Annotated in this window: 20 protein-coding genes; 11 read left to right on the top strand and 9 right to left on the bottom strand. The window is 68.4% G+C overall.

All coding sequences use genetic code 11. The features are described 5' to 3' along the window. The first annotated feature begins 22 nt into the window (after nucleotides 1–22). Both ACYVJ8_RS12915 and ACYVJ8_RS12910 read left to right on the top strand, forming a co-directional pair. Nucleotides 23–454: a guanyl-specific ribonuclease gene (locus ACYVJ8_RS12915; protein WP_460713014.1), complete on the top strand. Its 432-nt coding sequence runs from the start codon at nucleotides 23–25 to the stop codon at nucleotides 452–454. Continuing rightward, a complete protein-coding gene (locus ACYVJ8_RS12910) occupies nucleotides 451–888 on the top strand; it encodes a barstar family protein (RefSeq protein WP_460713012.1) in 438 nt (145 codons plus the stop codon). The genes ACYVJ8_RS12915 and ACYVJ8_RS12910 overlap by 4 nt, the downstream gene beginning before the upstream one ends. On the opposite strand, the gene ACYVJ8_RS12905 is transcribed toward ACYVJ8_RS12910, so the two are convergent. Further along, nucleotides 889–2151, bottom strand: a complete 1263-nt coding sequence (locus tag ACYVJ8_RS12905) for a TCR/Tet family MFS transporter (protein WP_460713730.1) — start codon at nucleotides 2149–2151, stop codon at nucleotides 889–891. A 339-nt stretch (nucleotides 2152–2490) separates the two neighbouring features. On the opposite strand from ACYVJ8_RS12905, the gene gltB reads away from it, so the two are divergent. Further along, nucleotides 2491–6993: a glutamate synthase large subunit gene (gene gltB, locus ACYVJ8_RS12900; protein ID WP_460713010.1), complete on the top strand. Its 4503-nt coding sequence runs from the start codon at nucleotides 2491–2493 to the stop codon at nucleotides 6991–6993. A gap of 5 nt (nucleotides 6994–6998) precedes the next feature. Beyond that, complete coding sequence (locus ACYVJ8_RS12895) at nucleotides 6999–8501, top strand: FAD-dependent oxidoreductase (protein ID WP_460713728.1); 1503 nt, start codon at nucleotides 6999–7001, stop codon at nucleotides 8499–8501. A 157-nt stretch (nucleotides 8502–8658) separates the two neighbouring features. Here ACYVJ8_RS12895 and ACYVJ8_RS12890 read toward each other — a convergent pair whose 3' ends face one another. From ACYVJ8_RS12890 to recC, 7 genes are all read right to left on the bottom strand, one after another. Then, nucleotides 8659–10065, bottom strand: coding sequence for a M64 family metallopeptidase (locus ACYVJ8_RS12890; protein ID WP_460713008.1), 1407 nt, complete (start codon nucleotides 10063–10065; stop codon nucleotides 8659–8661). Nucleotides 10066–10070: 5 nt separating this feature from the next. Continuing rightward, the gene (locus ACYVJ8_RS12885; protein ID WP_460713006.1) at nucleotides 10071–10562 is read right to left on the bottom strand and encodes a nuclear transport factor 2 family protein; all 492 of its coding nucleotides are present in this window, start codon (nucleotides 10560–10562) and stop codon (nucleotides 10071–10073) included. Between the two features lie 35 nt (nucleotides 10563–10597). Further along, on the bottom strand, nucleotides 10598–11185 hold the full coding sequence (folE, locus tag ACYVJ8_RS12880) for a GTP cyclohydrolase I FolE (RefSeq protein WP_460713004.1): 588 nt from the start codon (nucleotides 11183–11185) through the stop codon (nucleotides 10598–10600). Nucleotides 11186–11338: 153 nt separating this feature from the next. Further along, nucleotides 11339–11800 (bottom strand): glycine zipper domain-containing protein, encoded by a 462-nt coding sequence (locus ACYVJ8_RS12875; protein ID WP_460713003.1) that lies wholly within the window; start codon nucleotides 11798–11800, stop codon nucleotides 11339–11341. 116 nt (nucleotides 11801–11916) lie between these two features. Continuing rightward, a complete protein-coding gene (gene recD, locus ACYVJ8_RS12870; protein WP_460713001.1) occupies nucleotides 11917–13752 on the bottom strand; it encodes an exodeoxyribonuclease V subunit alpha in 1836 nt (611 codons plus the stop codon). Beyond that, a complete protein-coding gene (gene recB, locus ACYVJ8_RS12865; RefSeq protein ID WP_460712999.1) occupies nucleotides 13749–17381 on the bottom strand; it encodes an exodeoxyribonuclease V subunit beta in 3633 nt (1210 codons plus the stop codon). Before recB ends, recD begins: the two co-directional genes overlap by 4 nt. Next, complete coding sequence (gene recC / locus ACYVJ8_RS12860) at nucleotides 17378–20710, bottom strand: exodeoxyribonuclease V subunit gamma (RefSeq protein ID WP_460712997.1); 3333 nt, start codon at nucleotides 20708–20710, stop codon at nucleotides 17378–17380. Before recC ends, recB begins: the two co-directional genes overlap by 4 nt. Nucleotides 20711–20883: 173 nt before the next feature. On the opposite strand from recC, the gene ACYVJ8_RS12855 reads away from it, so the two are divergent. From ACYVJ8_RS12855 to ACYVJ8_RS12830, 6 genes are all read left to right on the top strand, one after another. After that, nucleotides 20884–21675 carry an ABC transporter ATP-binding protein gene (locus ACYVJ8_RS12855; protein WP_460712995.1) on the top strand — a complete coding sequence of 264 codons (792 nt, stop codon included), beginning with the start codon at nucleotides 20884–20886 and terminating at the stop codon, nucleotides 21673–21675. Then, nucleotides 21675–22424, top strand: coding sequence for an MlaE family lipid ABC transporter permease subunit (locus ACYVJ8_RS12850; protein WP_460712993.1), 750 nt, complete (start codon nucleotides 21675–21677; stop codon nucleotides 22422–22424). The genes ACYVJ8_RS12855 and ACYVJ8_RS12850 overlap by 1 nt, the downstream gene beginning before the upstream one ends. A 46-nt stretch (nucleotides 22425–22470) precedes the next feature. After that, a complete protein-coding gene (gene mlaD / locus ACYVJ8_RS12845) occupies nucleotides 22471–23004 on the top strand; it encodes an outer membrane lipid asymmetry maintenance protein MlaD (protein ID WP_460712991.1) in 534 nt (177 codons plus the stop codon). Further along, a complete protein-coding gene (locus ACYVJ8_RS12840; RefSeq protein ID WP_460712989.1) occupies nucleotides 23004–23663 on the top strand; it encodes an MlaC/ttg2D family ABC transporter substrate-binding protein in 660 nt (219 codons plus the stop codon). Before mlaD ends, ACYVJ8_RS12840 begins: the two co-directional genes overlap by 1 nt. Nucleotides 23664–23717: 54 nt before the next feature. Beyond that, on the top strand, nucleotides 23718–23996 hold the full coding sequence (locus ACYVJ8_RS12835; RefSeq protein WP_460712987.1) for an STAS domain-containing protein: 279 nt from the start codon (nucleotides 23718–23720) through the stop codon (nucleotides 23994–23996). A 207-nt stretch (nucleotides 23997–24203) separates the two neighbouring features. Beyond that, nucleotides 24204–25172, top strand: a complete 969-nt coding sequence (locus ACYVJ8_RS12830; protein WP_460713726.1) for an MlaA family lipoprotein — start codon at nucleotides 24204–24206, stop codon at nucleotides 25170–25172. Nucleotides 25173–25178: 6 nt separating this feature from the next. Here the strand turns inward: ACYVJ8_RS12830 and ACYVJ8_RS12825 are convergent, their stop codons facing one another. Beyond that, nucleotides 25179–26528, bottom strand: a complete 1350-nt coding sequence (locus ACYVJ8_RS12825) for a DNA recombination protein RmuC (RefSeq protein WP_460712985.1) — start codon at nucleotides 26526–26528, stop codon at nucleotides 25179–25181. A gap of 112 nt (nucleotides 26529–26640) precedes the next feature. Here ACYVJ8_RS12825 and ACYVJ8_RS12820 point away from each other — a divergent pair, with 112 nt between their 5' ends. Further along, the gene (locus ACYVJ8_RS12820; protein ID WP_460712983.1) at nucleotides 26641–26991 is read left to right on the top strand and encodes a GFA family protein; all 351 of its coding nucleotides are present in this window, start codon (nucleotides 26641–26643) and stop codon (nucleotides 26989–26991) included. Nucleotides 26992–26995 lie beyond the last annotated feature (4 nt).

Here is a 26995-nt window from a genome sequence, read left to right as displayed (position 1 = left end):
CGCATTTGCATAACTAACACGCATGCGGCGTCATTTATGGATCCTCGTTGCCCTGTTCGCGCTTGGCCTGTGGCTGTGGGCGCAGCCGCGTATGCCGGCGCCCGACGCCCCGGCGTCGGCTCCGGCGGCCATCTTCGCCCCGGACGCGAAGGGCCCGGCAGCCCCGGAACCGCCGCACTACCCCGCCTTCCTGCCGATCGAGGCACATGCGGTCCTCGACCGCATCGCGCACGGCGGCCCCTTCGACTACCGGCAGGACGGTGGCGTCTTCCAGAACCGGGAACGCCAGCTACCGCCGCAGCCGCGCGGCTATTACCGCGAGTACACGGTGGAAACGCCCGATTCGTCCGATCGCGGCGCGCGCCGCATCATCACCGGGGGCGAGCCCCCGCACGAGTATTGGTACACGGATGATCACTACCGCAGCTTCCGGCGGTTCGAGGTGTCGCCATGATGCCGGTTGACGTTCGCGAGGTGCTGGCCGATCCCACCCAGGGCGGCGCCTATTTCGTCGATGCGCGCGAGGGCGGATCGCTCGCCGAAGCGGCGCATGCGCTCGATTTCGCCGTCGTCCGCATCGATCTTTCGCATCGCGCGAACAAGGCGGGCGTATTGCAGCGGTTCGAGCAGGCGATGCGCTTTCCGGCCTGGTTCGGCGGCAACTTCGATGCGCTGGCGGACTGCCTGGGCGACCTGTCGTGGCTACGCGCTGAAGGCTATGTGCTGTTGATCGAGCATTCCGATGCCTGGCGTCAGGCCGACGACGACAATTTCGCCGCCCTGCTGGACATCCTCAACGAAGCCGCAGTCGTCTGGGGCGACCGCGGCGTGCCGTTCTGGGCGCTGATGCTGCTGCCGCAGAACGAGCTGGAGAAACTGGCTATCTGACTACGCGGGTTGCGGCACCGCCTGCGGCGCGCGGGCGAAGCGCCAGGCCATGCCCAGTGCGACCACCAGCAGCAGCCCGGCCGCCCAGAACGGCGCGCCCGGCTGGTGCATCGGTGCGTTCTTGCCGATGAACCAGGCGAAGATGCCGGTGTAGAACTGCGGCGCGAGAATCCCGGCCAGGCTCATCAGGCTGCTCAGCGCGCCCTGCACGCGGCCCTGCACGGTGCGGTCGACCTGCTTGGTCACCAGCGCCTGCGTGGACGGCATCGCGAAGCCCCAGAACGCCATGATCGGAATGCCGACCAGGAACATCATCCCCGTCGGCGCCCAGCCGTAGATGGTGAAACCGACGATGCCGGCGCACAGTCCGAACATCAGCGCGCGGCGTTCGCCCCAGGCGGCGACCGCGTGCTTCACCAGGCCCGCCTGCACGATCACGCCACACACGCCGACGATCGCGAGCACGCTGCCCACCGTTTCCGGACCCCAGTGGTAGCGGTAGTCGGCGAACAGGACGAACACGTTCGGATAGACGAAGTGGGCGAGGTTGATCAGGAACACCACGGCGGCCAGGCCCCAGATCTGCGGATAGCTGCGTAGCAGCTTCAGCGAGCCCAGCGGATTGGCGTGGCGCCAGTCAAAGATGGACGAGCGATGCTCGCGCGGGTGCGACTCGGGCAACACGAACCAGCCATAGACGAAGTTGCACAGCGCCAGGATCGCGGCACCCCAGAACGGGAAGCGCAGATCGATCACGCTCAACCAGCCGCCGAGTACCGGTCCGACGATGAAGCCCAGGCCGAAGGCGGCGCCGAGCATGCCGAACGCCTGCGCGCGCTTTTCCGGCGGCGTGATGTCGGCGATGTACGCGTTGGCGGTAGTGAAGCTGGCGGAGAAGATCGCCGAGACCACGCGGCCGACCAGCAGCCAGGCCATCGATGGTGCGATCGCCATGAAGATGAAGTCCACGCCCAGGCCGAAGCACGACAGCAGGATCACGGGGCGGCGGCCGAAGCGATCCGACAGCGCGCCTTGGATCGGTGCGCAGACGAACTGGATCGCCGAGAACAACACGCCGAACACGCCAATCCAGTGCGCGGCACTGACCGTACTGCCGCCGGCGAACTGCTTCACCAGCAGCGGCAGCACCGGAATGATCAGACCGAACGCAAGGATGTCGATCAGGACGGTGACGAAGATGAAGATCAGCGCGGCCTGGCGCGCGCCGTGGGTCGGTTCGGTCACGGGAGTGCTTCGAAAAATGCGAGCGCGGAGTTTAGCGCGCACGCGGTCGCACCCACTGCGACGCTCGAATGAGCGCGAAGCAGAAAAGGTAGAGCCGAAGCTCGGAAAACAGTTTCAGTTTCAACTACTTATCCGAACAAAAACTAATTTGCGGCGGCGCACAAAACATGTTCTATTCGGGCCATCCAGGAGTCAGGCCGGCCGGACCGCGCGAGCGAACCGCGGGCGCCTGTCCCCGCCCTCCAGAGAACGCGACACCGATCCAACGACAGGGAATTCCCCGCACCACCGCTGCCGCTTTGCCGTCGTCCCACCTGCTTCGCCGGTACTCACCGAGTAATGCAATCGAGGAACGCCATGGACTCCAGCCCCCAACCGGGCCCGCAAGGTTTGTACGACCCGCGCGACGAGCGCGATGCCTGTGGCTTTGGCCTGATCGCACAGCTCGACGACACGCCCTCGCGTGAACTGGTGCAGCGCGCGATCGACGCGCTGGTGCGCATGACCCACCGCGGCGGCGTGGCGGCCGATGGCCTCAGCGGCGACGGCTGCGGTCTGCTGATTCGCAAGCCCGATGCCTGGCTGCGCGCGCTCGCGAACGAAGCCGGCATCCACGTGGGCCAGTTGTATGCCGCTGGCCTGGTCTTCCTGCCGCACGAAGAAGCCGCCGCGACACGCGTTCGCGACACCCTGGCCGCTGCTTTGCGTGAAGTGCAGCTCGCCGTCGCCGGTTGGCGCGTGGTGCCGGTCGACACGGCGGCCTGCGGCGAACGCGCGCGCGCTTCGATGCCGCGCATCGAGCAGTTGTTCGTGGTCCCCGCGCTGGACATCGACGGCGCGCGGCCGACGCCGGAACGTTTCCAGCACGCGCTCTATCTCGCCCGCCGGCGCGCCGAGCAACGGTTGCACGACATCGCGGCGAATCAGGACTTCTACGTGGTGTCGCTGTCGGCGCACGCGATCGGCTACAAGGGCATGGTCCTGCCCGACCGCCTCGCCCAGTTCTATCCCGACCTGCAGCGCGCCGAACTGGCCAGCAGCGCTGTGGTCTTCCACCAGCGCTTTTCCACCAACTCCGCGCCGCGCTGGCCGCTGGCGCAGCCGTTCCGCCTGCTCGCACACAACGGCGAAATCAACACCATTTCCGGCAACCGCGCCTGGGCGCAGGCGCGTGCGCATGCCTGGCGCACCAAGGATCTGGATCTGCGCGAGTTCGATCCGGTGATCACCACCGACGGCTCGGATTCGCAATCGCTCGACAACATGCTCGAGCTGCTGCAGGCCGGGGGCTGGGATCTGCTGAAGGCGATGCGCGTGCTGATTCCACCGGCCACGCAGTCGCTGGAGTACAAGGACGCCGACCTCGGCGCCTTCTACGACTACTACGCGATCAATTCCGAACCGTGGGACGGCCCCGCCGGCATCGTCACCACCGATGCGCGCTACGCCGCGTGCACGCTCGACCGCAACGGTCTGCGGCCGGCGCGGTGGGTGAAGACACGCGAGCGCTTCATGATCGCCTCCGAAGCGGGTGTCTTCGACATCGACGAAGGCGAGGTCGAAGCCAAGGGCAAGCTCGGCCCCGGCGAGATGATCGCCGCCGACCTGCAACAGGGCGTGGTGCTCGACAGCGAAGCCATCGACGCGATCAACCGCGCCCGCGCGCCGTACAAGCGCTGGCTCAAGCAGGGCATGACCTACCTGCACAGCGAGCTGATCGATCCTAGCCTGGCGGCCGAGCCCTTCGACCACGAAACCCTCAGCCGCTACCAGAAGCTATTCCAGCTCACCCGCGAAGAGCGCGAGCAGGTGTTGCGCCCGCTCGCAGAATCCGAGCAGGAAGCGGTCGGCTCGATGGGCGACGACGTACCGATGGCGGTGCTCTCGCAGCAGGTGCGGCCGCTGTACGACTGCTTCCGCCAGGCCTTCGCGCAGGTGACCAATCCGCCGATCGACCCGCTGCGCGAGGACTGCGTGATGTCGCTGGTCACGCAGCTCGGACCGGAAGGCAACATCTTCGCCGATGGCATCGAAGGCGATCGCGGTGCCGCCGCGGTGCACCACGTCATGCTTAACTCACCGGTGCTGTCGCAACGCAAGCTGCGGCAGTTGCTGGCAATGGATCCGTTCGCCGGCGCGCATCGCTTGATCGACCTGAACTTCACCGCCACCGAAGGCATGGAAGCCGCACTACGCCGGATTTGCGAGGAAGCCGAGCAGGCGGTGCGCGACGGCGCGATCTTCCTGCTGCTGAGCGATCGCTACCCGCAACAAGAATGCTTGATGCTGCACGCCCTGCTCGCCACCGGCGCCGTGCACCAGCACCTGATCCGCGCCGGATTGCGCTGCCAGGCCAACCTCGTGGTCGAAACCGGAACGGCGCGCGACCCGCACCACTTCGCCTGTCTGATCGGTTTCGGTGCGACGGCGGTGTATCCGTACCTGGCGTACCAGACCCTGCACGACCTGGGCGTGCGCGGCATCCTCAAGACCAAGCACGGCGAAGTCGCGCAGATCGGCCGCAGCTACCGGCGCGGCGTCAAGAAGGGCCTGCTGAAGATCCTGTCGAAGATGGGCATCGCCACCGTCGGCAGCTATCGCGGTGCGCAACTGTTCGAGATCATCGGACTGGACCGCGTCGTGGTCGATCTTTGCTTCACCGGCGCACCCGCGCGCATCGGTGGCGCCGGCTTCGACGCGCTGCAGTCCGACGCACAGGACCTCGCCGATCACGCGTGGAACGCGAATGCGCTGCCGGAGATCGGCGGCCTGCTCAAGTATCTGCCGGGCGGCGAGTACCACCTGTTCAATCCGGATGTGGTGACGTCGTTGCAGCGCGCGGTCGTCACCGGCGAATGGAGCGACTGGCAGCGCTATGCCGCCGCCGTGAACGAGCGCCCGTCGGCGGCACTGCGCGATCTGCTGCAACTGAAGCCGGCGGTTGCACCTGTGCCGCTGGAAGAAGTCGAGCCCGTGGAAGCCATCGTCCGCCGCTTCGACACCGCCGCGATGAGCCTGGGCGCGCTGTCGCCGGAGGCGCACGAAGCGCTCGCCATCGCGATGAACCGGCTGGGCGGCCGCAGCAACTCCGGCGAAGGCGGTGAGGATCCGGTGCGCTATCGCAGCGACAAGGTGTCCAAGATCAAGCAGATCGCTTCGGGCCGCTTCGGCGTCACGCCCGAATACCTGGTCAACGCCGAAGTGCTACAGATCAAGATCGCGCAGGGCGCCAAGCCGGGCGAAGGCGGGCAGCTGCCTGGGCACAAGGTCAACGAGCTGATCGCGCGGCTGCGCTACGCGATGCCGGGTATCGGCCTGATCTCGCCGCCGCCGCATCACGACATCTATTCGATCGAAGACCTGGCGCAACTCATCTTCGACCTGCGCCAGGTCAATCCGGACGCGCTGATCTCGGTGAAGCTGGTGTCGCACGCGGGCGTGGGCACGATTGCGACGGGCGTGGTGAAAGCAGGCGCGGATCTGGTGACCATTTCCGGCCACGACGGCGGCACCGGCGCGAGTCCGCTGTCGTCGATCCGTTATGCCGGCACGCCGTGGGAACTGGGCCTGTCCGAAGCGCGGCAGGCGCTACTCGCCAACGGGCTGCGCGAACGCGTGATCGTGCAGACCGACGGCGGCCTGAAGAGCGGCCTCGACGTGATCAAGGCCGCCTTGCTCGGTGCGGAGACGTTCGGTTTCGGCACCGCGCCGATGATCGCGCTGGGCTGCAAGTATCTGCGCATCTGCCACCTCAACAATTGCGCGACCGGCGTGGCCACGCAGGACGAGGCGCTGCGCCGCGATCATTTCACCGGCCTGCCCGAGCGCGTGGAGAACTTCTTCCGCCTGCTCGCAGAGGAAGTGAGGCAGTGGCTGGCGCAGCTGGGCGTGCGTTCGTTGGGCGAGATCGTCGGCCGCACCGATCTGCTGCAACAGATCGACGGCGACAACGTGCGCGGCCGCGTGCTGGATCTTGCACCGCTGCTCGCGAGCGATGGCCTGGTTCACGGCGGCCATTGCGGCGCGCCTGCACCGGCACCGGAAGCGAGCGGCCTGGCCGCGCAACTCGACCGCGAACTCACGGCGGCAATCGCGCATAAGCGCGGCGGCGACTACGCCTTCGCCATCCGCAATACCGACCGCAGCATCGGCGCGCGTCTGTCCGGCCGCATCGCGCGCACGCATGGCGATCGCGGCATGGAAGACGCGCCCATCGCGGTGCGTTTCCGTGGCGTCGCCGGACAAAGCTTCGGCGCCTTCCAGGCTGGCGGCCTGCACTTCGAACTGACCGGCGAAGCCAACGATTACGTCGGCAAGGGCATGGCCGGCGGGCGCATCGTACTCAAGCCCGCACCGGAAGCACGCTACGACACCCACAGCGCACCGATCATCGGCAATACCTGCCTCTACGGCGCCACCGGCGGCGAGTTGTACGCCGCGGGCCGGGCGGGCGAGCGCTTCGGCGTGCGCAACTCCGGTGCCATCGCGGTGGTGGAAGGCGCCGGCGACCACTGCTGCGAGTACATGACCGGCGGCGTGGTGACCGTGCTTGGCCGCACCGGCCTCAATTTCGGCGCGGGCTTCACCGGCGGACTGGCATATGTGCTCGATATGGATCGCGACTTCGTCGACCACTACAACCACGAACTGATCGACATCCAGCGCATCGCCGGCGACGGCATGGAGAACTACCGCTCGCACCTGCGCGACCTGCTGCTGGCGCACGCGCAGCACACCGGCAGTGCGTGGGCCACAAAGATCGTCGACGAGATGCGCGACTTCCTCGGCAAGTTCTGGCTGGTGAAGCCGAAGGCGGCGAGTCTCGAAGCACTGGCAGAAAACCTGCGGAGGGCCGCGTGAGCAAGATGGAAACGAAGAAGCCCGCCACCAAGCCTGTGTTCGGCTTTCGCGATCAGCCGCGGCAAATGCCCGCGCGCATTCCCCTGGCCTTGCGACAGGACGGCGATTGGAGCGAGCTGTACGGCCGTTTCGATCATGCCGAGGCCAAGCGCCAGGCGGGCCGCTGCCTCGACTGCGGCAATCCCTACTGCTCGTGGAAGTGCCCCCTGCACAACTACATCCCGCAGTGGCTGGAACTCGCACGCCAGGGGCGCGTCAGCGAAGCCGCCTCACTGTGCCACGAGACCAACCCCTTGCCGGAAATCTGCGGCCGCGTCTGCCCGCAGGATCGCTTGTGCGAAGGCAGCTGCACGCTCAACGACGGTTTCGGCGCGGTGACCATCGGCGCGGTGGAGAAGTACATCGTCGACGCCGCGCTGGCCGAGGGCTGGCGGCCCGATATGTCCAACGTCGTGCCCACCGGCAAGCGAGTGGCGGTGATCGGCGCGGGGCCCGCGGGGCTCTCGTGCGCGGATCGTCTTGCACGCGTTGGCGTGCACGCCACGGTGTTCGATCGCTACGAAGCCATCGGCGGGCTGCTGCATTTCGGCATTCCCAGTTTCAAGCTGGACAAGACCGTGCTGCGCGCGCGCCGCGAAATCCTGGACGACATGGGCATTGCATTCCGCCTGGGCGTCGAAGTCGGACGCGATGTGACGCTGGAATCCCTGCTCGATGAGTTCGACGCCGTGTTTCTCGGCCTGGGCAGCTATCGCTATACCGATGGCGGCCTGCCGGGGCAGGACCTGATCAATGTGCTGCCGGCGCTGCCGTTCCTGGTGCAGAACGGCCGCATCGTCAGCGGACTGCACCCCGAAGGCGCACCGATCGCCGGCTGGGAAGACCACATCGCGCTGCCCGATCTCAAGGGCAAGCGCGTGGTCGTGCTCGGCGGCGGCGATACCGGCATGGATTGCGTGCGCAGCGCGGTCCGCTTGGGCGCGGCGAGCGTGAGCTGCGTGTACCGGCGCGACGAAGCCAACATGCCGGGCTCCACACGCGAAGTCGCCAATGCGCGCGAGGAAGGTGTGCAGTTCCTGTTCAATCGACAGCCGCTGGGTCTGCTAGGGACCGAAGTCGTCACCGGCGTGCGCGTGGCCGAGACCGTGCTCGGCGAACCCGACGCACGCGGCCGCCGCAACGCGGTGGTCGTGCCCGGCAGCGAATCGGTGCTGGCGGCGGACGTGGTGATCATCGCGTTCGGGTTTCAGCCGGACCCGCCGCAGTGGCTTGCGGAGCATGGGGTCGAGTTGGAGCGCGATGGGCGCATTCGCGTCGGTAAGGAGCGGACCGGCTGCGGACGCGGTTGCCAGGACACATCAAACAATACGTTGCTGCCATTCCAGACGACGCATCCGAAGATCTTTGCTGGTGGCGATGTGGTGCGCGGCGCGGACCTGGTTGTGACTGCCGCTTATGAAGGCCGCGAGGCGGCGGCGGCCATCGTGCGGGCGCTTGCAGCCAAGTAAGCGACGACGCTGTCCCCTTCTCCCCGCGCAGCGGGGAGAAGGTGGCGCGAAGCGCCGGATGAGGGGCGCTTTTCGCGGTGACCCGACGTCCCCTCACCCTGCGTTGCTACGCAACGCTGTCCCTCTCCCCGCAAGCGGGGCGAGGGGAAGGCGCCAACTACCGCGAATACAGATCGATGATCTCCGCGATCGCGTCCTGGCACACCTGACAGAAACGCTCGCTGCGGCTGAACATCGTGCACTGCATCTCCGAGCGGTAATAGCCGCTGGCCTGATAGTTCGCGCCTTCGAAGGCGCCGATCAGGCCGCGGTTGGGCTGGCGGGCGATCAGTTCGTCGGTGAACTTGCGCTCGGCGGCGAATAGTGCGCTCATCTCCGCTTCGGGCCGATTTGCCTTGCGCAACGCTACGCGCTTGGCCTGATAGTCGCGCTGATACGCCTCGTATTCCGCCTTGGGCCACGGGGTCGGCAAGGGCGTGGTCGGCGCGACATGGCGCTTCCACTTCAGGTTCGCCGGATCCAGCAGCGCGGTGACGTTGGGTTCCCACGGCTCCGGGCGCTCCTCACCGGCGGCATAGGCCACCGGCGAGGTGTAGTACTCGTCGGCGAGCGCGGCGAAGTGGTGGCCGAACTCGTGCACGAACAGATAGTTCGCCCAGTCGTTGCTCGCGGCGGCGGTGCTGAACTGGCCGAAGATGCCGCCGCCGCCGTAGGTCTCGTTGTTGACGAGGATTTCGATGAACTCGTTCGGCGCGTACTGGGCCAGCTCGCGCAGCGCACGGTTGTCGAGGGTGAGCACATAGCGCTCGCTGCCGAAGATGTCGTAGCGCGTGCCCAGTGCCGAGGTGTGGAAGGTGCCGGTGGACGGCCGCGATACACCGGATTCGCGCGTGGGCAGGGCCAGCGCCCAGACATTGAAGTCGCGCTCGCGTTCGCGGAACGGCGACACGCTGAACAGATGGTCGGCGAGACGGCGCGCGTCGGCCTCGAACTTCTTCAGTTCCTTCTGTGTGTAGCCGTCGCCGAGGATCAGCAGGTCGACCTTCTGCGCCGACGGGCCGTTGTCGCGGATCGCGATCGGCTTGGCGGGCGCAGGACGCTGCTCGCGTTCCACGTCCATCGCGGCGGGATCGACGTCGACGCTCCACACGACCGAGAATTCATTGCGGTCGTCGCGTTCGAGCACGCGCACGCGCACCGGTTTGTCGGGCAGCGGGAAGCGCAGCGACTCCTGGAAGCCACGGCTGTGCTTGAGCGCCTCGTCGGTAGTGCGCCATTCGCCGAAGATCGTGCTGTAGCCGCGCGAATACAGCACGCGGTTGGTCTTCGGATCGACCACTTCGAAGCGGTTGAGGCCGCGGTTGGTGTCGTCCAACGGACGCGCGGGATTGCCCGGCCAGGGCAGCGGCTCGATCACGACGCGGTCCAGCGCGTATTGCTGGCTCGTCGCGTTGCCGGTGTGCAGCAGATCCACGCGCAAGGTCCGCGGCGGTGCGGCCTGTGTCGAACCGGTCCACAACGACGCCAACAGCAGCATGACTCCGGTCAATCCGCGTGGCGTCATCGGCTTCACTCCATGGTCTGACAGTATTTCGGGCCCTTGCACGACACCGGCGCCATCGTCTGCGACTGCAGCCGCCAGCGGCCGCTCTGGAACTTCCACAAGGCGTAGTAGCTGCCGCGGATCTCGACCGACTCGCCGTCTTCCTGCCAGGACTCCGTCCAGTGCCCGCTCTCGGCGGCGAACTTCCAGCGCGGATTGCGCTCGACGCGTTCGGTGGTGAAGGCGAGCACGACGTCGGGATGCTTCTGCACCAGCGCCTCGTGGTAGCGCACCAGGTTCTTCTTGCCGGTGGTGACGCGCGAAGGCGTGGTGAGCTGAATGTCGTCGGTCACCACGTTGGCCAGCTCGCCCATGCGCCGGTAGGCGAAGGTCTGGTCGAATTGCTGGCGCTGGCGCCGGATTTCGGGGTCGGTCGACCCCGTCGGCAGCGGAAAGTGTTCGCAGGCGCCGAGCAGCGCAGGCAGCACGAGCGCGAGCAGCCAGCGTCCGCGCCGCATCCCCTCGTCCCCCCGCGACCGGCGCGCGGCGCGCATCAGCGCCCCGGACCGACGTCGATGAACTGCAGGAACTCGGCGCGGGTGCGTGCATCCTCGCGGAAGCTGCCGAGCATCTTCGAAGTGATCATGCTCACGCCGCGCTTGTGCACGCCGCGCGTGGTCATGCATTCGTGCGCGCCCTCGATGACTACGCCGACGCCGCGCGGCTGCAGCACGTCCTGGATCACCTGCGCGATCTGCGCCGTCAGCTTCTCCTGCACCTGCAGGCGGCGGGCGTAGGTCTCGACCACGCGCGCCAGCTTGCTGATGCCCACTACCTTGCCGTTGGGCAGGTAGCCGACGTGAGCCTTGCCGATGATCGGCGCCATGTGGTGCTCGCAGTGGCTTTCGAACTCGATGTCGCGCAGCACGATCATCTCGTCGTAGCCCTCGACTTCCTCGAAGGTGCGCTTGAGATATTCAGTCGGGTCGTCGTCGTAGCCGCTGAACCAGTCCCCGAACGCGGTGGCGACGCGCTTGGGCGTGTCGATCAGGCCTTCGCGGGCCGGGTCGTCGCCGGCCCAGGCGAGCAGGGTGCGCACGGCGGCTTCGGCCTGTTCGCGGGAGGGCTTGTCGTTGGCCATGCAGTCACCGGCAGCGATGGCCGGCCTCGTGTAGCGGGGACGGGCATCGTACTCCAGCGGCCGGCATGGACAGAACCGCGGGGCCGTGTGGCCCCGCGGTCGCAGGCTTTTCGTGGGTGGCGCTCCTTGCGGCCGGCGCCGCCGCTCAGGCGCCTATCGGCCGTCCCGGTCGGCGTCGCCCGGCAAGGCGCGTTCGATGTAGTGCCAACCGTCGCGTACGGCCTGGCGCGCGTCGTTCCATTCCAGGCGCGAATTGGCGCGCGCGGCATTCCAATTGCGCTCGAGTTCGGGCTCGATCTCCTCGAAGCGGCGGCCGCGATTCTGGCCGTAGGCGTCGTAGCTGTACTTGTAAGCCGGCTCGTAGTCGCGCCACTCGCTGCCGTTGATGTAGTACGGCGTCGCGGTGTACTCGCTGCGGAAGTGGTCGCTGTATTCGGTGGGATTCACCGCTTCGGCGATCGAATCGCCCGCCTTCGCACCAACCAGGCCGCCGACCACGGCGCCGACCGCCGTGCCGGCGGGACCCGCGGCCGAGCCGATGGCGGCACCCGCCACTGCACCGGTCATCGCGCCCGTACCCGCACCAATGTTGTGGTCCTTTTTGATGTCACTCATCGCTCGCTCTCCTGCAGGGGGAAATCGGCGCCACGCGGCGCCGATGCAGGGCACGCTAACCAAGCGAGCGTCCAGCGAAGATCAAGAATCGCTGAATGCGCGGCCTAAAAAATTCATCAAGCTAACTCTCGCTCTCGCAGGCGCCAAGCCAGACCCGACACGCGCTGAGCATGGCGAGCCACCGCGGCGCGCAGCACGGCTTCGCCCGCACACACATGCAGTTCGCGGCGGCCACGAGTGAGCGCGGTGTAGATCAGCTCGCGCGACAGCGAACGCGCGTCGTGACGCGGCAGCAGCAGCCACACCGTGTCGAACTCCGAGCCTTGCGCCTTGTGCACGGTCATGGCGAAAGCGCCGCTGTGCGCGGGCAGCGAGGCCGGATGGAAACCGCGCACGCCCTCACTGCCGCCAGCGAACCAGGCCACCGGCACGCCCGCGGAATCAAGCTGGCACACGCCGATGTCGCCGTTGAACAGGCCATGGCGATAGCTGTTCTCGGTGATCAGCAGCAGGCGGCCGTGGAAGTACGGATCGCGCTGCATGCCCGCAAGTGCTTCTTCGATGCGTTGATTGAGCACCTGCGCGCCCTGCGGGCCCTCGCGCAGCGCAGTGAGCAGGCGCAGCCGCGCGGCGTGCTGCAGGGCCTGCAACGGATCGTCGAGCTGCTGCAGCGCGCGCCACGGAGCGAGCAGGGCCTCGCGAGTGGCGCCGGTGAGCGGATCGCTGAGGTCGGCGTGAAAGCGCACGCCGGCCAGGCCCGTGCGCAGGCGCTGCAGCGCGGCCTCGGCGTCGCCCAGGCGCAAGGCTTCGGCGAGCGGTGCCAGATCCAGCGCGGCCGCCTGGCGATAGCCGCGCTGCAGCTGCACACGATGGCCGGCGAGCGCGCCGCCCGTGTCCGCATGCACGGGCACGTCGCCCAACAATGGCGCCAATGCCGTCGCCACCGCCGGTGGCAGAGTTTCGCCTTCGCCAGCGGCATCGGTGATGGCCGCCAGCACATCGCCGGCCTCGACCGAGGGCAGCTGGTCGTGGTCGCCCAACAAGATCAGGCGTGCGCCGTCGGGCACCGCTTCCACCAGCCGGCACATCAGCGGCAGGTCGACCATCGAGGCTTCGTCGATCACCAGCACGTCGAACGGCAGCGGGTGGTCGGTGTCGTGGCGGAAGCGCGGACTGTCCGGCAGCGTGCCGAGCAAGCGGTGCAGAGTGCTCGCCGCTGCCGGCATCGCTTCTAGCAACGCGGCCTCGATGTCCGGCACCGCATCCAGCTGCGCCGTCGCCGTGCGCAAGCTCTCCGCCATGCGTTCGGCGGCGCGGCCGGTGGGCGCGGCCAGGGCGATGCGCGGTGGCGCCGCACCCGCCAGCCGTGCCTGCGCGAGCAGCAACAGCAGCACGCGGGTGATCGTGGTGGTCTTGCCGGTACCGGGTCCGCCCGTCACCAGCAGCAGCGAGCGCAACAACGCCAGCGCCGCCGCGCGCGCCTGGCGATCGCCTTCGCGCGCATGCGGGAACAGCGCAGCGAACAACGGAGCGAGCGCGGCGTGATCGCCCGTTGCGGGCGCGGCATCGGCGATGCGCCGCAGCCCCGCTGCGAGTCGGCGTTCGAACTCGCGATAGCGGCGCAAATAAAGCATGCCGCGTTCGAGCGCGAGCGGCGCCTGCGCACTGGCCGCGTGCGCATCGGGCTGTGCGACCCAACGCGAATCGCGCAGCGCCGCTTCCCATTCGCCGGCATCGGGCCACTCGGCCTCCGCCGCACAGACCAGCTGCGGCCGCGCGAGGTCGAGTCCAGCGTGACCCTGCGCCACCGCGGAAGACGCCAGCGCAGCCGCAACCAGCACACGCTCGTCCGTGCTGCCGTCCTCGTCGCCGAGCCGGCGCAGGCTCTGCGCCAAGGCATGATCGATCGGACGCAGCGCGCCCTGGCGCAGCAAGGTGTCGAGCAGGCTCATGCCGCGCCCTCCGCTGCCACGTCGTGTCCGAACAACGCGTCCAGGCCTTCGATCAATGCGCGCGGCGGCAGCCACGCGTAGATGCCCGGCGAAGCCGGATTGGACGCATCCAGGCCCCGACAAAACAGATAGCGAATGCCGCCGAAGTGCGTGTCGTAGGCGTAGCTGTCGCCGAGGCGGAAGCGCAGCCAGCGGTGCAGCGCCAGCGTGTACAGCAACGCCTGCAAGGTGTACTCGCTGTCGTCCATCGCCGCGGCGAGCGCATCGGGGTGATAACCGGCGAGACGATTGGACTTGTAGTCGAGCACATGGAAGCGTCCGGCGTGCGCATAAACCAGGTCGATCTTGCCGGTCATCAGCCCTTCCAGGCGCTGCCGCGTGCCGAACGCCTGCCGCTGCTGCAGCAGGCCGTGTGTGTGCAGCAACGCGAGCAGATCGGCGACCGCGGTGGGACGCAGGGCGAAGTGGAATTCCATTTCGACTGCGCGCTGGTCGGACGGCACCGCGCACAGGCGCGCACCTTCCGGCAGCGGCACGGTCAGGGTGTGACCGATCAGTGGCTCCAGTACCGCGACGCCGTCGTCGATGTCGGCGTCACCGTAGCCGCCGGCCTGCAAGGCAGCGCGCAGATGCGCTTGCTCTTCCGCTGCCGGCGAGAGCTGCGGCCACTGCGCCCAGGCGGCGAAATCCACGCGCTCCAGCGCGCCGTGCAGCACATTGCCGAAGCGACTACCGGCGAAGCGCGCATCGCCTTCGAACAGCGCCGGCGTGGGTTCGTCCTGTGCGCCGCCCTCCTCGCTCACCGCACGCGGCGCGGCCTCTACCGTGGCGGCGGCTTCGTTGGCGAGCTGGGTGAAGCTGTAGACCCACCAGTCGCGCGGCACGGTACGGCGCGCACTGCGCGCGGGAGGCACGGCGTCGCGCCGTTCCGGCGCGAGTGTGTCGGGCAGGGTCAGCGGGAGCGCAAGCCGCTGCACGTCGACGGCATCGCCCAGCTGCGCGGCGAGCGCGTCGGGATCCTCGAGCATCCGCGCCAGCGGGCTGAGCTCGGCTTGCGCGAACGGGCCCGTCGCCAGCCACAGCGCATGCCGCGCACGGGTCAGGCCGACGTAGAGCAGGCGCGCGTCCTCGCCGCGCTCCTCGCGCTCCTGCGCATCCTTGGCGTGATCCCATGCGGCCCGGGTCACGGGCGTCGCCTCGCTGCGCAATTGCAGCACGCGCTGCGCACCATCGTGGTACTCGCACAGATTGCCGTTGCGGCTGTCGCGGCCGATCGCCACGAACGGCAGGAACACGAACGGAAACTCCAGGCCCTTGCTCTTGTGCAGGGTCAGGATCTGCACACAGCGCGCGTCGGATTCCAGGCGCAGCTGCTGGGTTTCGTCGCTGTCGTCGGCTTCGGCAATCTGCGTGCGCAGCCAGTCGACCAGGCCGTGCTCGCCGACCGCGTGCGCATCGGCCTCCTGCAGCGCTTCGGCCAACTGCAGCGCGTTGGTCAGACGGCGCTCGCCATCGCCGAGCGCGAGCAGGCGCGGTGCCTGTTCCGCGCACACCGTGTTGAGCAGGGCCAGCGGGCCGTGCCGGCGCCAGCGGTCGCGCCACGCCAGTGCGCGCAGCTGCCATTCGCGGTGCAGCGCCGGCATGGTGTCGAAGCGCACCAGCGTGGCCGCGTCCAGACCGACCAGCATCGTCGCCAACGCGCCGCGCAGGCGCGCATCGTCGTCCGGGTGCAGCAGCGCCTCGAGCAGTGCGAGCACGTCGCGCGCTTGTTCGGTGGCGAACAGACTGTTGCGGCCCGCGGCTACCGCGGGGATGCCGCTGCGCACCAGCGCCTCGCGCATCAGCGTCGCTTCGGCGTGGTTGCGCACCAGTACGGCGATATCGCCTGGCTCGGGCGCGCGGTCGCGGTCTTTCTCGCGCAGCGCGGTGCCGCCCTCGCGTGCGTCCGCGAGCAGCGCATGCATCGCGGTGACGCAGGCGTGCGCGGCGAGCGTGCGGGCCTCGCCGACGCTCCATTGCGGCTTCTTGCGGCCGTCGCCGGGCGGCGGCAATACCGCCAGAGTCAACGCCGGGGCGATACGGCCATGGTTGTGGAGATCTTCATCGCGCACCGTATCGCCCGCATGCACGTCGCGGAAGCGGATGCGCGGATCGACGAAGGCGGTTTCGCCAGCCTGCGTGTACAAGGTTGCGATCGCGCGCAGCAGCGACGGACGCGAGCGGAAGTTGCGATCCAGCGCAGGCGCACGCTGCGCACGCTCGGCCGCGGCGAGATAGGTGTGCACGTCGCCGCCGCGGAAGCGGTAGATCGCCTGCTTGGGGTCTCCGATCAGGAACAACGCCGGCCGCGCGTGCGCATCGCCGAAAACCCGTTCGAAGATCGCCCATTGGCGCGGATCGGTGTCCTGGAATTCGTCGACCAATGCGAAGGCGTACTGCGCGCGCAGGCGTTCGACCAGATCCGCCGCGTGCGGGCCTTCCAGCGCCTGGGCGAGATCGGCGATCAGGTCGTCGAAGGTCTGTTCGCGCCGCAGGCGCTTGAGCGCGGCCAGGCGTTGCGCGCCCTGCTCGCGCAGGCGATGCACCAGCGCGATGCGCTGCGCGCCCAGCCAGGCGACGCGCCGTTCGGCGGCGGCGAGATAGACGGCAACGGCGTCGAACAACGGCGATGTCGGTGTGGGCGACGGCGCGCCGGCATTCTTGGGCTTGTTGGTTTTGTCTGCCAACGTCTGCGGAGTGAGGCGCTCGATGCGCTCGTGGATCGCGGCGGTCGGGTCGCCCTGCCGGCACCATTGCGCGAGCGCGCGCTGCAGTTCGGCGGGCAGGCCTGGCTTGTAGCTGTTGCCGTTGAGTGCCTTCGCCTCGATCGCCGCGGTCAGGGCGGCGAAGGCTTCCTCGCCGTGTTCGCGGAACGCATGGCGCAGCGCGCTCGCGGCGGCGCACAACGGCTCCAGCGGATCGGGCGCATCCGCCTCAGGCGCCGCCGGTTCGATACGCGGCGCATGCAACAGCCGGCCGAGGTCGGCCGCGAATTCTTCGGGCGTGCGCCACTGCGCCTGCAACAACTCCGCCTCGGCCACATTCGCGCTTAGCACGCGCCACAGGTCGGTGGCGACCGCATCGACCAGCTCGCGTTCGCTGCCGATCAGTTCCGGCGCAAGCAGCGGCTGTCCAGCTTCCACGGCGTGCTCGGCCAGGGCGCGCGCGCAGAAGCCGTGAATGGTGAAGACCGCGGCGAGATCCATCTCGCGCGCGGCCTGGCGCAAGCGTCGCGCCAGCGCCACCGGGTTCTCATGTCTGGCCTGGCGTTCGATCAGCGCGCGGGTGATCGCGGCGTCGCCGTCGTCGGCGAGCGAGGTCGGCATCAGCGCGACTTCGTTCGCCAGGCGCGCTGCCAGTTCCAGGCGCACGCGCAAGCGCTCGCGCAGTTCCTGCGTCGCCGCTTCGGTATAGGTGACTGTGAGGATCTGACCGACGCGCAACTGGCGCTCGATCACCAGCCGCGTGACCAGCGTCGCCAGAGTAAAGGTCTTGCCGGTGCCGGCGCTGGCTTCGATCAGGCGCACGCCGTCCAGCGGCAGGTCGAGGAAGTCGCGCGGCAGTGCGGGCGTCGTGGCCGGTGCGTTCATGCCGGCGCTCCCGTGCGTCCGTGCACCACGGCATCGAACAGACGCGTGGCCAGTGCGCGAAAGCGCACGCCGTCGGCGTCATCCAGATCGTCGTCGAAGGGATCGCGGCCGCGCAGCGCCAGCTGCACCGCGGCCAAGTCGACCTCGCCCCATTTGCGCTCGCTGCCGAACCACTGCTCGCGCGCAGCCTTCCACGCCGCCGCCTTGTCGGCGTCGTTGTCGCGCGGCGCGGCATACCACAGCCACGCGGAGCGGGCCTGCAGCGGCAGCGGTTCGCGCAGGCCTTCGCGGCGCAGCGCCAGCAATGCGCTCAAGGCCGTGCGCGCCTGCGCAGGAGCAATCGGTGGACGCAAACGCACGTCGGGGCCGTCGTCCCACTGCGCCAGCTGCGCCAACGGGCGCGCATCGCCGAGCGCGGACAGGACCAGCCAATCCAGGCCATGCGCGATCTGCGCCGGCCCGTGCAGCGTGTCCAGACGCAGCCGCAGCGCTCCGTGTGGATAGAGTCGATCGAGGTGGCCGTACAGACGCACGCCATCGAGATCGAGTTCGAACGCGCGTGCTTCTGGCAAGAATGGCCCCGCCGCGCCTTCGCGCCAGCGCCGCATCGCCGCCGCGTACGGCTCGACCTCCGCGCGAATCCGTGCGAGCTGGCGTTCGCCCAGCGCGCCCGAGGGGAGCAGCGCCCGCGCGCGCAAGCGCCGGGCAAGGTCGGCGGTGTCCTCGTCCACGCAAGCATCGAACACGAGTTGCTGCAGGCGCCAGCGTTCCAGGCCGCCGGCCGGCGCCACCAACGGATCCAGATCGGAATGCACGGCGATGTCGTCGGGCAAGCGCAGGCCCATGCGCGTGCGCAGGAAATGCTCGGCCGGATCGGCGAGGAATCGGCGCAGCGCCACCAGCGGCAATTCCGTCTCCGCTTCGGCATCGGGCAGCACGTCGTTGAACCAAGGCCGCGGCTCGCTGCGTGGACCACGCAGCGCATCGGCGGCCGGATGCCACGCCGCCTGGTAGCTGAAGTGGCGCGATTCCTCGCCATCGCCGAACGCACGCGGCGCGAACGGCTGCAGCGGGTGGTGCAGTACCAGCGCGCGGCGCGCATCCGGGTCGTGGTGATACGCGGCGGCGGCATCGAGCAGTTCCGAAACCAGCACCGACGGTTCGCGTGCACTGCCGTCGCGCGGGTCGGCGCCGATCCAGCTGACGTAGAACACCTCGCTGGCCGCGGCGAAAAGCTGCAGGAACAGGAAACGGTCGTCTTCCCGCAGCGAGCGGTCGCCGAAGCGCCGCGCCGGCGTGGTCAGTTCCTGGGTCAGCTTGTTGAGGCCACCGGCGGGATCGCGACGCGGGTAATCGCCGTCGTTCATGCCGAGCACGCAGATCACGCGGAACGGCAACAAGCGCATCGGCACCATGCGCGCGAAGCTGACGCCACCGGTGAGCAGCGGCGCGCGCGTGTCGGATTCGGCCAGTGCCTGCTGGAACCAGGCGCGTACCACTTCCGGCGGCACCGGCTGCGCGATGCCGGCCGCGGCCGCGCTGGTGGCGAAGGCGTCGATCTGCTGGCGCAGACGCTCGATCGCACGCAGATCGGCGGGCGCACGCGGGCGTTCCGGCAACAGCGCGTCGAGCAGCGCGCACAGCGTCTCGCGCCATTGTCCGGGCGGCATCGCGCGGCCGAGCAGGCGCTCATGCCGCGCGAGCACACGCAGCACGCGGATCAGCGCATTGAGCGCATCGAGCGCGCTGCCTTCCAGTTCGGTCCATGGTGCGATCCCGGCGAGATCCGCGTCGTCGCCGCTGGCATGGCCGAGCAGCAGGCGATCGAGAGCGAAGCGCCAGGTGTAGGCCGCGTCCGCCGGTGCGTCGTGGCGAGCGCGATGATCCGGATCCAGTCCCCAGCGCGCGCCGGCCTCGTGCAGCCAGCCCTGCAGGCGCTCGATGCCGGCGGCGTCCAGGCCCGCCGCTTCGGCCACCGCGGGTGTCGCCATCAGGTCGAGCACTTCGCTCACGCCGAAGCGCGAGGTCGGCAGGGCGAGCAGGCGCAGGAACACTTCCGCCAGCGGTTCGCCTGCCAGCGGGCTGAGATCGGCGAGGGCGTAGGGGATGTAGTCGCGGCTACCGGCGAGTGCGCCGAACACCGCTTCGATATGCGGGCGGTACAGATCGATGTCGGGCGCGAGCACGGCGATCTCGCGCGCCTGCAGCGGCGGATCGAAGCGGCGGCCATCGGGGAGTTCGTTGTCGAGCAGCGCGCGCAGGCGGTCGTGCAGTACCTGCACCTCGCGCAGCCGCGTGTGGCAGGCGTGCGCCTGCAGGCTCGCGTCGGCACGATCGAGCACCTTGCGCCACGGCCGCGGGGCGCGCCGGTGCAGCAGGTCGCGCTGCAGGCGGCCGAGCAGCGAATCCTGCGCGGGCGCATCGTCCGGGAGCGCTTCGGGATCGGCGTAGCGTTCCAGTTCGCACGAGGGGTGTACTACTTCGTGGCCGCCGAGCACGGCCATGAAGTCGCGGCCGGCCGCGCCCCAGGCGGCGAGCAGCGGATTCTCGTCCTCGTTCGCTTCCGGATCGTCGCGCAGGCGCTGGGCGTAGCTGGGCAGATCGCCCCAATAGCGCCGCGATGGCGTGGGCACATAGAAATGCAGCGCGCCCACGCGTGCCTGGGTGGCGATCACACGCAGCACGTCCGGCGAGATGTTGAGCGTGGCGAAGGCGAACAGGCGGGCCGGCAATGCGCGCGGAAGCGGAGCATCGGGCGCTCCGAAACGCGCCAGATAATCGTCGATGCGGCGCGCACGATGGCGTTGTCCCGCAGCGACACGCCGCCACAACTCGGCCTGTGCGTCGTAAGGATCGCGTCCGGATTCCCAGGCCAGCAGCCAATCGCGGCGCCAGGCCAGGTACTTCTCGAAGATGCCGGCGAGTTCACCGGCGAGCGCCCACGGCTTCAGCGGATCCTCGCCGGCAAGATAGTCGCGCAGCGGTGTCAGCGCGCGACCGCTGAGGGCACCGGGTTCGGACAGTTGCGCATACAGGCGCCACTGCACGGCAGCGGCGTCGAGGTCCTCGCTGGCGCCGGGCACGTTGGCATCGAGCGCGTGGCGCACGAATTCGCCCGGGGTCAGGAACTGCAGATGCGCGGCGATGCCGTGTCGCTGCGCCAGCGTGGCCTGCAGCCAGCGCCGCATCGCCACCTGCGGGATCAGCACCACGTCCGGCGTCAGCAGCGGGCGGCCAGGCACCGGTTCGCGCAGCTCCCGGGCAAGCAGTTCCGCCAGCACGTCCAGCGCATTGGAGTAGTAGAGGCGAAAGTCGGGCGCGGCGGGCATTGCCGCGCATCTTGCCGGATGGGGGTCGCAACGGGCGAGATAAGCAAAATGACTTCCGGCAAGCCCGCCCCGCGCCCCGCCTCTGCCACAATGCCCGCCGCCACCTCCCGTTCAGCCGCGCACCCCCATCCTTGCGCGCGTTTTGCTCGCGCGCGTAAACCTACTTTTTCGGCATGACCGACACTGCACCCATCGTCCGTATCGACAAACTCCGCCTGGACCGTGGCGGCCGTACGGTGCTGCGCGACATCGATCTGCTGGTGCCGCGCGGCAGCATCGTCGCGGTGCTCGGACCGTCGGGCAGCGGCAAGTCGACGTTGTTGTCCGCGCTCACCGGCGAACTCGCGCCGGCGGCCGGGCGGGTCGAAGTGCTGGGCCAGGAAGTGCCGCGCTCGTCGCGCGCGCTGCTGGAACTGCGCAAGGGCATCGGCGTGCTGCTGCAAGGCAATGGCCTGCTCACCGACCTGACCGCGGCGGAAAACATAGCGTTGCCGCTGCGCATGCATACCTCCTTGCCGCCCGCGCTGATCCGGCGCCTGGTGCTGATGAAGCTGCACGCGGTCGGCCTGCGCGCCGCCGCCGATGCGTATCCGCGCGAACTTTCCGGCGGCATGGCGCGCCGCGTAGCGCTGGCGCGCGCGCTGGCGCTGGATCCGCCGCTGATGATCTACGACGAGCCGCTCACCGGCCTGGACCCGATCGCTTCGGGCGTGGTCATGGACCTGGTCAAGCGCCTCAACGATTCGCTCGGCCTCACCAGCATCATCGTCACCCACCACGTGCACGAGACGCTGCCGATCGCCGACCACGCGGTGGTGATCGCCAATGGCGGCATCGTCTTCTCCGGCACGCCGGACGCACTGCAGGCAAGCGAGGATCCGCTGATCCGTCAGTTCCTCAACGGCGAGCCGGACGGTCCGATTCCGTTCGAAAGCCGCGCCTTCTCGTCGGCGGAGGCCGCCTGATGCCCTTCGTTGCCGCCACCCGCGCCATCGGCCGCGCCGGGCTGTTCACCCTGTCGGTACTGCGCTCCAGCAAGCCCACCGCCGACTTCTTCCGCGAGCTGGTGCGCGAGATCTACAAGATCGGCGCGCGTACGCTGCCCATCATCACCGTGGGCGGCGCGTTCGTCGGCCTGTCGGTGACGCTGCTGGGTTATCGCGCGCTGGACACCTACGGCGCGGCCAATCAGGTCAGCGCGATGCTCGGCCTGGGCATGTACCGCGAACTCGGCCCGGTGCTGACGGCCTTGTTGTTCATCGGCCGCGCCGGCTCGTCGATCGCCGCCGAACTGGGGCTGATGCGCGCCACCGACCAGATCACCGCGCTGGGCCTGATGGCGATCGATCCGATCGGCAAAGCGGTCGCGCCGCGTTTCTGGGCCGCGGTAATCTCGATGCCGTTGCTCACCGCCTTCTTCTGCAGCCTGGCGATCAGCGCCGGCTACTTCGAAGCGGTGCATGTGATCGGCATCGACCAGGGTTTCTTCTGGCAGGTGCTCAAGGACAGCGTCGACTTCGGCGACGATTTCCTGATGGCCTTCGTGAAGTCGGGCGTGTTCGGCGCGGTCGCCGCGCTGGTCGCCGCGCACGTGGGCTATCACGCCGAGCCGACCATCGAGGGCACCTCGGTGGCGACGACGCAGGCGGTAGTGAACGCGTCGCTGCTGGTGCTGATGTTCAACTTCGTGATGTCGGCTCTGCTGTTCCGCTAATCGTTCAGACAATCGGTGGGCCCAGGCCCACCCCTACGGGTGAGTTATGCGTAGTCCGAGAATCGAATTCGCCGTTGGTGCCTTCCTGCTCCTGGCTCTGGCCTCGGTGCTGGTGCTGGCACTGGCCTCGACCAACCGCAACTGGGGCTTCGGCCACCACAACTACGAGCTCAAGGCGCGTTTCACCGCGATCGGTGCGCTGCGCCCGAACGCGCCGGTGAAGATCGCCGGCGTCGCGGTCGGCAAGGTGGCCGATATTCAGGTCGACCCGGTTAAATACGACTCCGTCGTGACCCTGGCCATCGACGACAAGTACAAGGATCTGCCCGGCGACACCTCCGCGGGCATCTTCACCAATGGCCTGCTGGGCGAAAGCTACATCGGCCTGTCGCCCGGCGGCGATCCGCAGCCCTTGAAACCGGGCGACGAGATCTTCATGACTCAGCCTGCGGTCGACCTGATCCAGCTGGTCGGCAAGTACATGTTCTCCGGCGGCAAGCCTGCGGGCGACGCCGCGCAAAGCGACGCCGGTACCCCCAACAACGAATCTCCCGCCCCCACGGAAGAGCCCAGCAAATGATGAAGAACAAACTCCTGCCCCTAGCCCTCGCCGCCGCGCTGGTCGCTGCGACGCCCGCCATCGCTTTCGCGCAAGGCACCGCGCAGGCCGCCGCCGCCACCCGAGCCGGCACGCCGAGCAAGATGGTGCTCGACAACAGCACCCGCATTCTTACGACGCTGGAATCGCGTCGCGCCGAATTCACCAAGGACCGCGCCGCGCTGCGCACGTTCGTGTCGAGCGAATTCAATGCGATGTTCGATCGCGACTATGCCGCGCGCCTGGTCCTGGGCACGCACGGCCGTGGTGCCTCCGACGGCGACGTCAAGCTGTTCGCCGATGCGCTGGCCGACAGCCTGATGAGCCGCTACGGCTCCTCGCTGCTCGACTTCAACACCAAGTTGAAGGTGCGGGTGAAGTCGGAAACCTCGCTGCCCAACGGCCGCGGCGTGCGCGTGTCCAGCGAATTCCTGCGCCAGGGCGGCGAACCCATTCCGGTCGATTACCTGATGCGCAACACCGGGACCGGCTGGAAGGTCTTCGACGTGATGGTCGAAGGCGTGAGCTTCGTGCAGACCTTCCGCGCGCAGTTCGACGGCCCGCTCAATCGCAAGTCGATCCCGCAGGTCGCCGCCGATCTCAAGGCCGGCAAGCTGCAGGCCGACGCCAGCAAGGAATGAACGATCGAAGGGCGGCGTAAAAGTCGCCCTTCGCTTCTACTGCGAACCGCTGCCATGACCGCCACCTGCGCCCGCCACGACGACATCCTGCAATTCACCGGCCTGCTCGACCGCGCCGCGGCCGCCGCGTTGTGGCCGCAGTTGCAGAAGAACATCGCGGGTGTCCGCTACTTCGACCTGAGCGCGGTGACCGGCGTGGACAGCGCGGGACTCGCGCTGTTGGCCGAACTGGCCGAACTGGCCGGCCGCGTCGAACTGCGGGGCCATCCGAATGGCCTGGACGAGCTGCGCACTGCGTATCGCCTGCAGGACGATCTTTCCTTCGCGGCCTGAGTCATCGCCTCCCCCTTTTGCGGTAGCGTTGCCGTTGCCGCCCTCCCCTGGACAGCACCCCCAATGCGTTCGAACGGATTCCCTCTGGCCTTGGCCGCGTTGCTTGCGCCTGCCGCCGTCTTCGCCCAAACGGCGACGACGCCGGACACGCCTGCGCAAAGCAATCTGGCGCAGAACCTGCAGGCGCAGAGCGCGCCGACTCAGGACATGCCAAGCGCGGCACCCGTAGCCACGGCCCCGGCAGCCGACCAGGCCCAGACCGCGCCTGTCCCTCCGACGGAACCTGTCGCGACCGAACCGACCTCGACCGACGCGACGGCAGCGGCCACAGCAGACGCACCGGTCGCGGAAGCCTCCGATGCGAACGCGCAGTCCGCGACCGGGCAGACCGACGCCGAACAAGCCTTCTCGGATATCTACGGCACGCAGGAATACGCGGATCCGAATCTTCCCGCTGCCGCGGAGATGCCGGGCACGTTCGATCCCTGGGAGAAGTACAACCGCCGGATGCACCGCTTCAACAACGCGGTCGATCGCCGTATCGCCAAGCCCTTGGCGCGCGGCTACGTGAAGGTGGTGCCGCGTCCGCTGCGCCTGGGCGTGAGCAACTTCTTCAACAACCTCAGCCAACCGCTGACCATGGTCAATAGCCTGCTGCAGGGCAAGCCGAAGCAGGCCAGCCAGTCGCTTGGGCGCTTCCTGCTCAATTCGACGGTCGGTGTGGCCGGCATCTTCGATCCGGCCACGCGCGCGAAGATTCCGCAGCGGAGCGAGGACTTCGGCCAGACGCTGGGTGTGTGGGGCTGGAAGCGTTCGCGCTACTTCGAACTGCCGCTGTTCGGCCCGCGCACCGTGCGCGACGTGTTCGGCATGGCCGGCGACGCGCCACTGAGCCCGCTGCGCCGCGTCGAGGCCGACCGCGTGCGCTACCCGCTGCAGGGCCTGCAACTGGTCGACATGCGCTCGCAGCTGCTGTCGACCGACTCGCTGCGCGAAGGCGCCGAGGACGACTACACGCTGGTGCGCGATGCCTGGTCGCAACGCCGCGACTATCAGATCTTTGGCGACCGCAAGAAGTACGACGGCCGCGACCTGCCGGAGTACCTGCAAGAGGAAGAAGACGATTCCACCGTGCCGGTGGATGCGATGCCGGTGGTGGTGCCGGGCAACGGCTAAGCGCCCTCAGGTTTCCTCGTCCGTCGCCTCTAATTCCGCACCGAGCAGACGCTGGCTGTCTTCCAGCGGTAGCGCTTCCACCTCGCGCAGCTTGCGCGTCAGCACGCGCGTGCGGCGGCCGGTCTCGTCGATCTTGCTGCTGGCCTCGTCGAGCTTCTTCTTCACCCCGTCGAGCACCGCGCCGAACTTGGCGAACTCGGTCTTCACCGCGCCCAGGGTGCGCCAGACTTCGCTCGAACGCTCCTGGATCGCCAGGGTGCGGAAGCCCATCTGGAAGCTGGTCATCAGCGCCAGCAGCGTGGTCGGGCCGGCGACGGCGATGCGCTGGTCGCGCTGCAGCGCTTCGACCAGGCCAGGCCGGCGCAGGGTTTCCGCGTACAGGCCTTCGGTCGGCAGGAACAGGATCGCGAACTCGGTCGTGTGCGGCGGCGCGATGTACTTCTTGCGGATGCGGGCGGCCTCTTCGCGCACGCGTCGCTCCAGCGAATCGCCCGCCGCGTGCGCCGCCACTACGTCGCCGCGTTCCTGCGCATCGAGCAGGCGCTCGTAGTCCTCGCGCGGAAACTTGGCGTCGATCGGCAGCCAAACCGGCGCTTCGCCACTGGAACCCGGGAAGCGCACCGCGAATTCCACGCGCTCGGCGCTGCCGGGGACCGTCGCCACGTTCGCCGCGTACTGGTCCGGAGCGAACACCTGCTCCAGCAGACCCGCGAGCTGCACTTCGCCGAACACGCCGCGCGACTTCACGTTGGTCAGCACGCGCTGCAGGCCGCCGACGTCGGCGGCGAGCTTGTTCATGTCGCCCAAGCCCTGGTGCACCTGCGCCAGCATCGTCGTGACGTTGCCGAAACTCTCGGTTAGGCGTGTTTCGAGCGTGGCGTGCAGCTTTTCGTCGACGGTCGCGCGCATCTGTTCGAGCTTGGCCGCGTTGTCGTGCTGCAGCTCGCGCAGCTTCTGTTCCAGGGTCGAGCGCATCTCGCCGATGCGCTGTTCGTTGTTGCGGGTCAGCTCGCCGACGCGGTTGTCGAGGGCCGCGGCGAAATCCTTGAGCGCCAGCGCCGTCTCCTGGCGCGCCTTGCGTGCGTCTTCGGTCAGCGCTTCGCGCAGGTCTTCCATGCGCTGGTCGGTGCGGCCGGCGGCCTCGTTCAGGCGGTTGGCGAAGCCGTCGATCCGGCGCTCCTGCTGGGTCGAGAAGCTGTCCAGCTGTTCGCGCAGTTCGCTGCGGCCCTCGCGCTGCTCGTCGCGCAGTGCCTGCTGCAGCCCGGCATCCGGTCGGCGCATCAGCAGCAGGATCAGCAACGCGATCGCGACCAGGACGGCGACCAGCAACAGCACGAGGAGCAGGGATTCGGACATGCCGACAGTGTAACGGCCGGCGTCGCGCCGCATGAGACCGCGACGGGGCATACGGGGCGGCCCGGGCTGAACGGGTATGCTCCCGCGCAGACCGCAACCCAGGAGAATGTTCATGACGACGCACCAGGGCAGTTGCCACTGCGGCCAGGTGGCCTTCGAGGTGGATGGCGACATCGGCGGCGCGATGAGCTGCAATTGCTCGATGTGCCAGCGCAAAGGCTCGCTGTTGTGGTTCGTGCCACGCGCGCAGCTGCGGATCACCCAGGGCGAGAAGGCGATGGCGACTTACATGTTCAACCGCCACGTGATCAAACACCACTTCTGTCCCGCCTGCGGCATCCATCCGTTCGGCGAGGGCACCGATCCCAAGGGCAACGCGATGGCGGCGATCAACATCCGCTGCCTGACCGACATCGAGCTCGAATCGGTGCCCGTGCAACACTACGACGGCCGCTCCAAGTAGCAGT

It is taken from the genome of Lysobacter terrae (assembly GCF_054782215.1).
This window is presented reverse-complemented; position numbering and strand designations above follow the sequence as displayed.

Excerpts from the sequence above, each read along its gene's own strand:
- ACYVJ8_RS12840 (WP_460712989.1), top strand. The coding sequence starts at position 23,004 with ATGAAGAACAAACTCCTGCCCCTAGCCCTCGCCGCCGCGCTGGTCGCT.
- ACYVJ8_RS12830 (WP_460713726.1), top strand. The coding sequence starts at position 24,204 with ATGCCAAGCGCGGCACCCGTAGCCACGGCCCCGGCAGCCGACCAGGCC.
- ACYVJ8_RS12915 (WP_460713014.1), top strand. The coding sequence starts at position 23 with ATGCGGCGTCATTTATGGATCCTCGTTGCCCTGTTCGCGCTTGGCCTG.
- mlaD (WP_460712991.1), top strand. The coding sequence starts at position 22,471 with ATGCGTAGTCCGAGAATCGAATTCGCCGTTGGTGCCTTCCTGCTCCTG.
- folE (WP_460713004.1), bottom strand. The coding sequence starts at position 11,185 with ATGGCCAACGACAAGCCCTCCCGCGAACAGGCCGAAGCCGCCGTGCGC.
- ACYVJ8_RS12835 (WP_460712987.1), top strand. The coding sequence starts at position 23,718 with ATGACCGCCACCTGCGCCCGCCACGACGACATCCTGCAATTCACCGGC.
- ACYVJ8_RS12850 (WP_460712993.1), top strand. The coding sequence starts at position 21,675 with ATGCCCTTCGTTGCCGCCACCCGCGCCATCGGCCGCGCCGGGCTGTTC.
- recD (WP_460713001.1), bottom strand. The coding sequence starts at position 13,752 with ATGAGCCTGCTCGACACCTTGCTGCGCCAGGGCGCGCTGCGTCCGATC.
- ACYVJ8_RS12875 (WP_460713003.1), bottom strand. The coding sequence starts at position 11,800 with ATGAGTGACATCAAAAAGGACCACAACATTGGTGCGGGTACGGGCGCG.
- recB (WP_460712999.1), bottom strand. The coding sequence starts at position 17,381 with ATGAACGCACCGGCCACGACGCCCGCACTGCCGCGCGACTTCCTCGAC.
- gltB (WP_460713010.1), top strand. The coding sequence starts at position 2,491 with ATGGACTCCAGCCCCCAACCGGGCCCGCAAGGTTTGTACGACCCGCGC.
- ACYVJ8_RS12895 (WP_460713728.1), top strand. The coding sequence starts at position 6,999 with ATGGAAACGAAGAAGCCCGCCACCAAGCCTGTGTTCGGCTTTCGCGAT.
- recC (WP_460712997.1), bottom strand. The coding sequence starts at position 20,710 with ATGCCCGCCGCGCCCGACTTTCGCCTCTACTACTCCAATGCGCTGGAC.
- ACYVJ8_RS12820 (WP_460712983.1), top strand. The coding sequence starts at position 26,641 with ATGACGACGCACCAGGGCAGTTGCCACTGCGGCCAGGTGGCCTTCGAG.
- ACYVJ8_RS12825 (WP_460712985.1), bottom strand. The coding sequence starts at position 26,528 with ATGTCCGAATCCCTGCTCCTCGTGCTGTTGCTGGTCGCCGTCCTGGTC.
- ACYVJ8_RS12885 (WP_460713006.1), bottom strand. The coding sequence starts at position 10,562 with ATGCGGCGCGGACGCTGGCTGCTCGCGCTCGTGCTGCCTGCGCTGCTC.
- ACYVJ8_RS12890 (WP_460713008.1), bottom strand. The coding sequence starts at position 10,065 with ATGACGCCACGCGGATTGACCGGAGTCATGCTGCTGTTGGCGTCGTTG.
- ACYVJ8_RS12910 (WP_460713012.1), top strand. The coding sequence starts at position 451 with ATGATGCCGGTTGACGTTCGCGAGGTGCTGGCCGATCCCACCCAGGGC.
- ACYVJ8_RS12855 (WP_460712995.1), top strand. The coding sequence starts at position 20,884 with ATGACCGACACTGCACCCATCGTCCGTATCGACAAACTCCGCCTGGAC.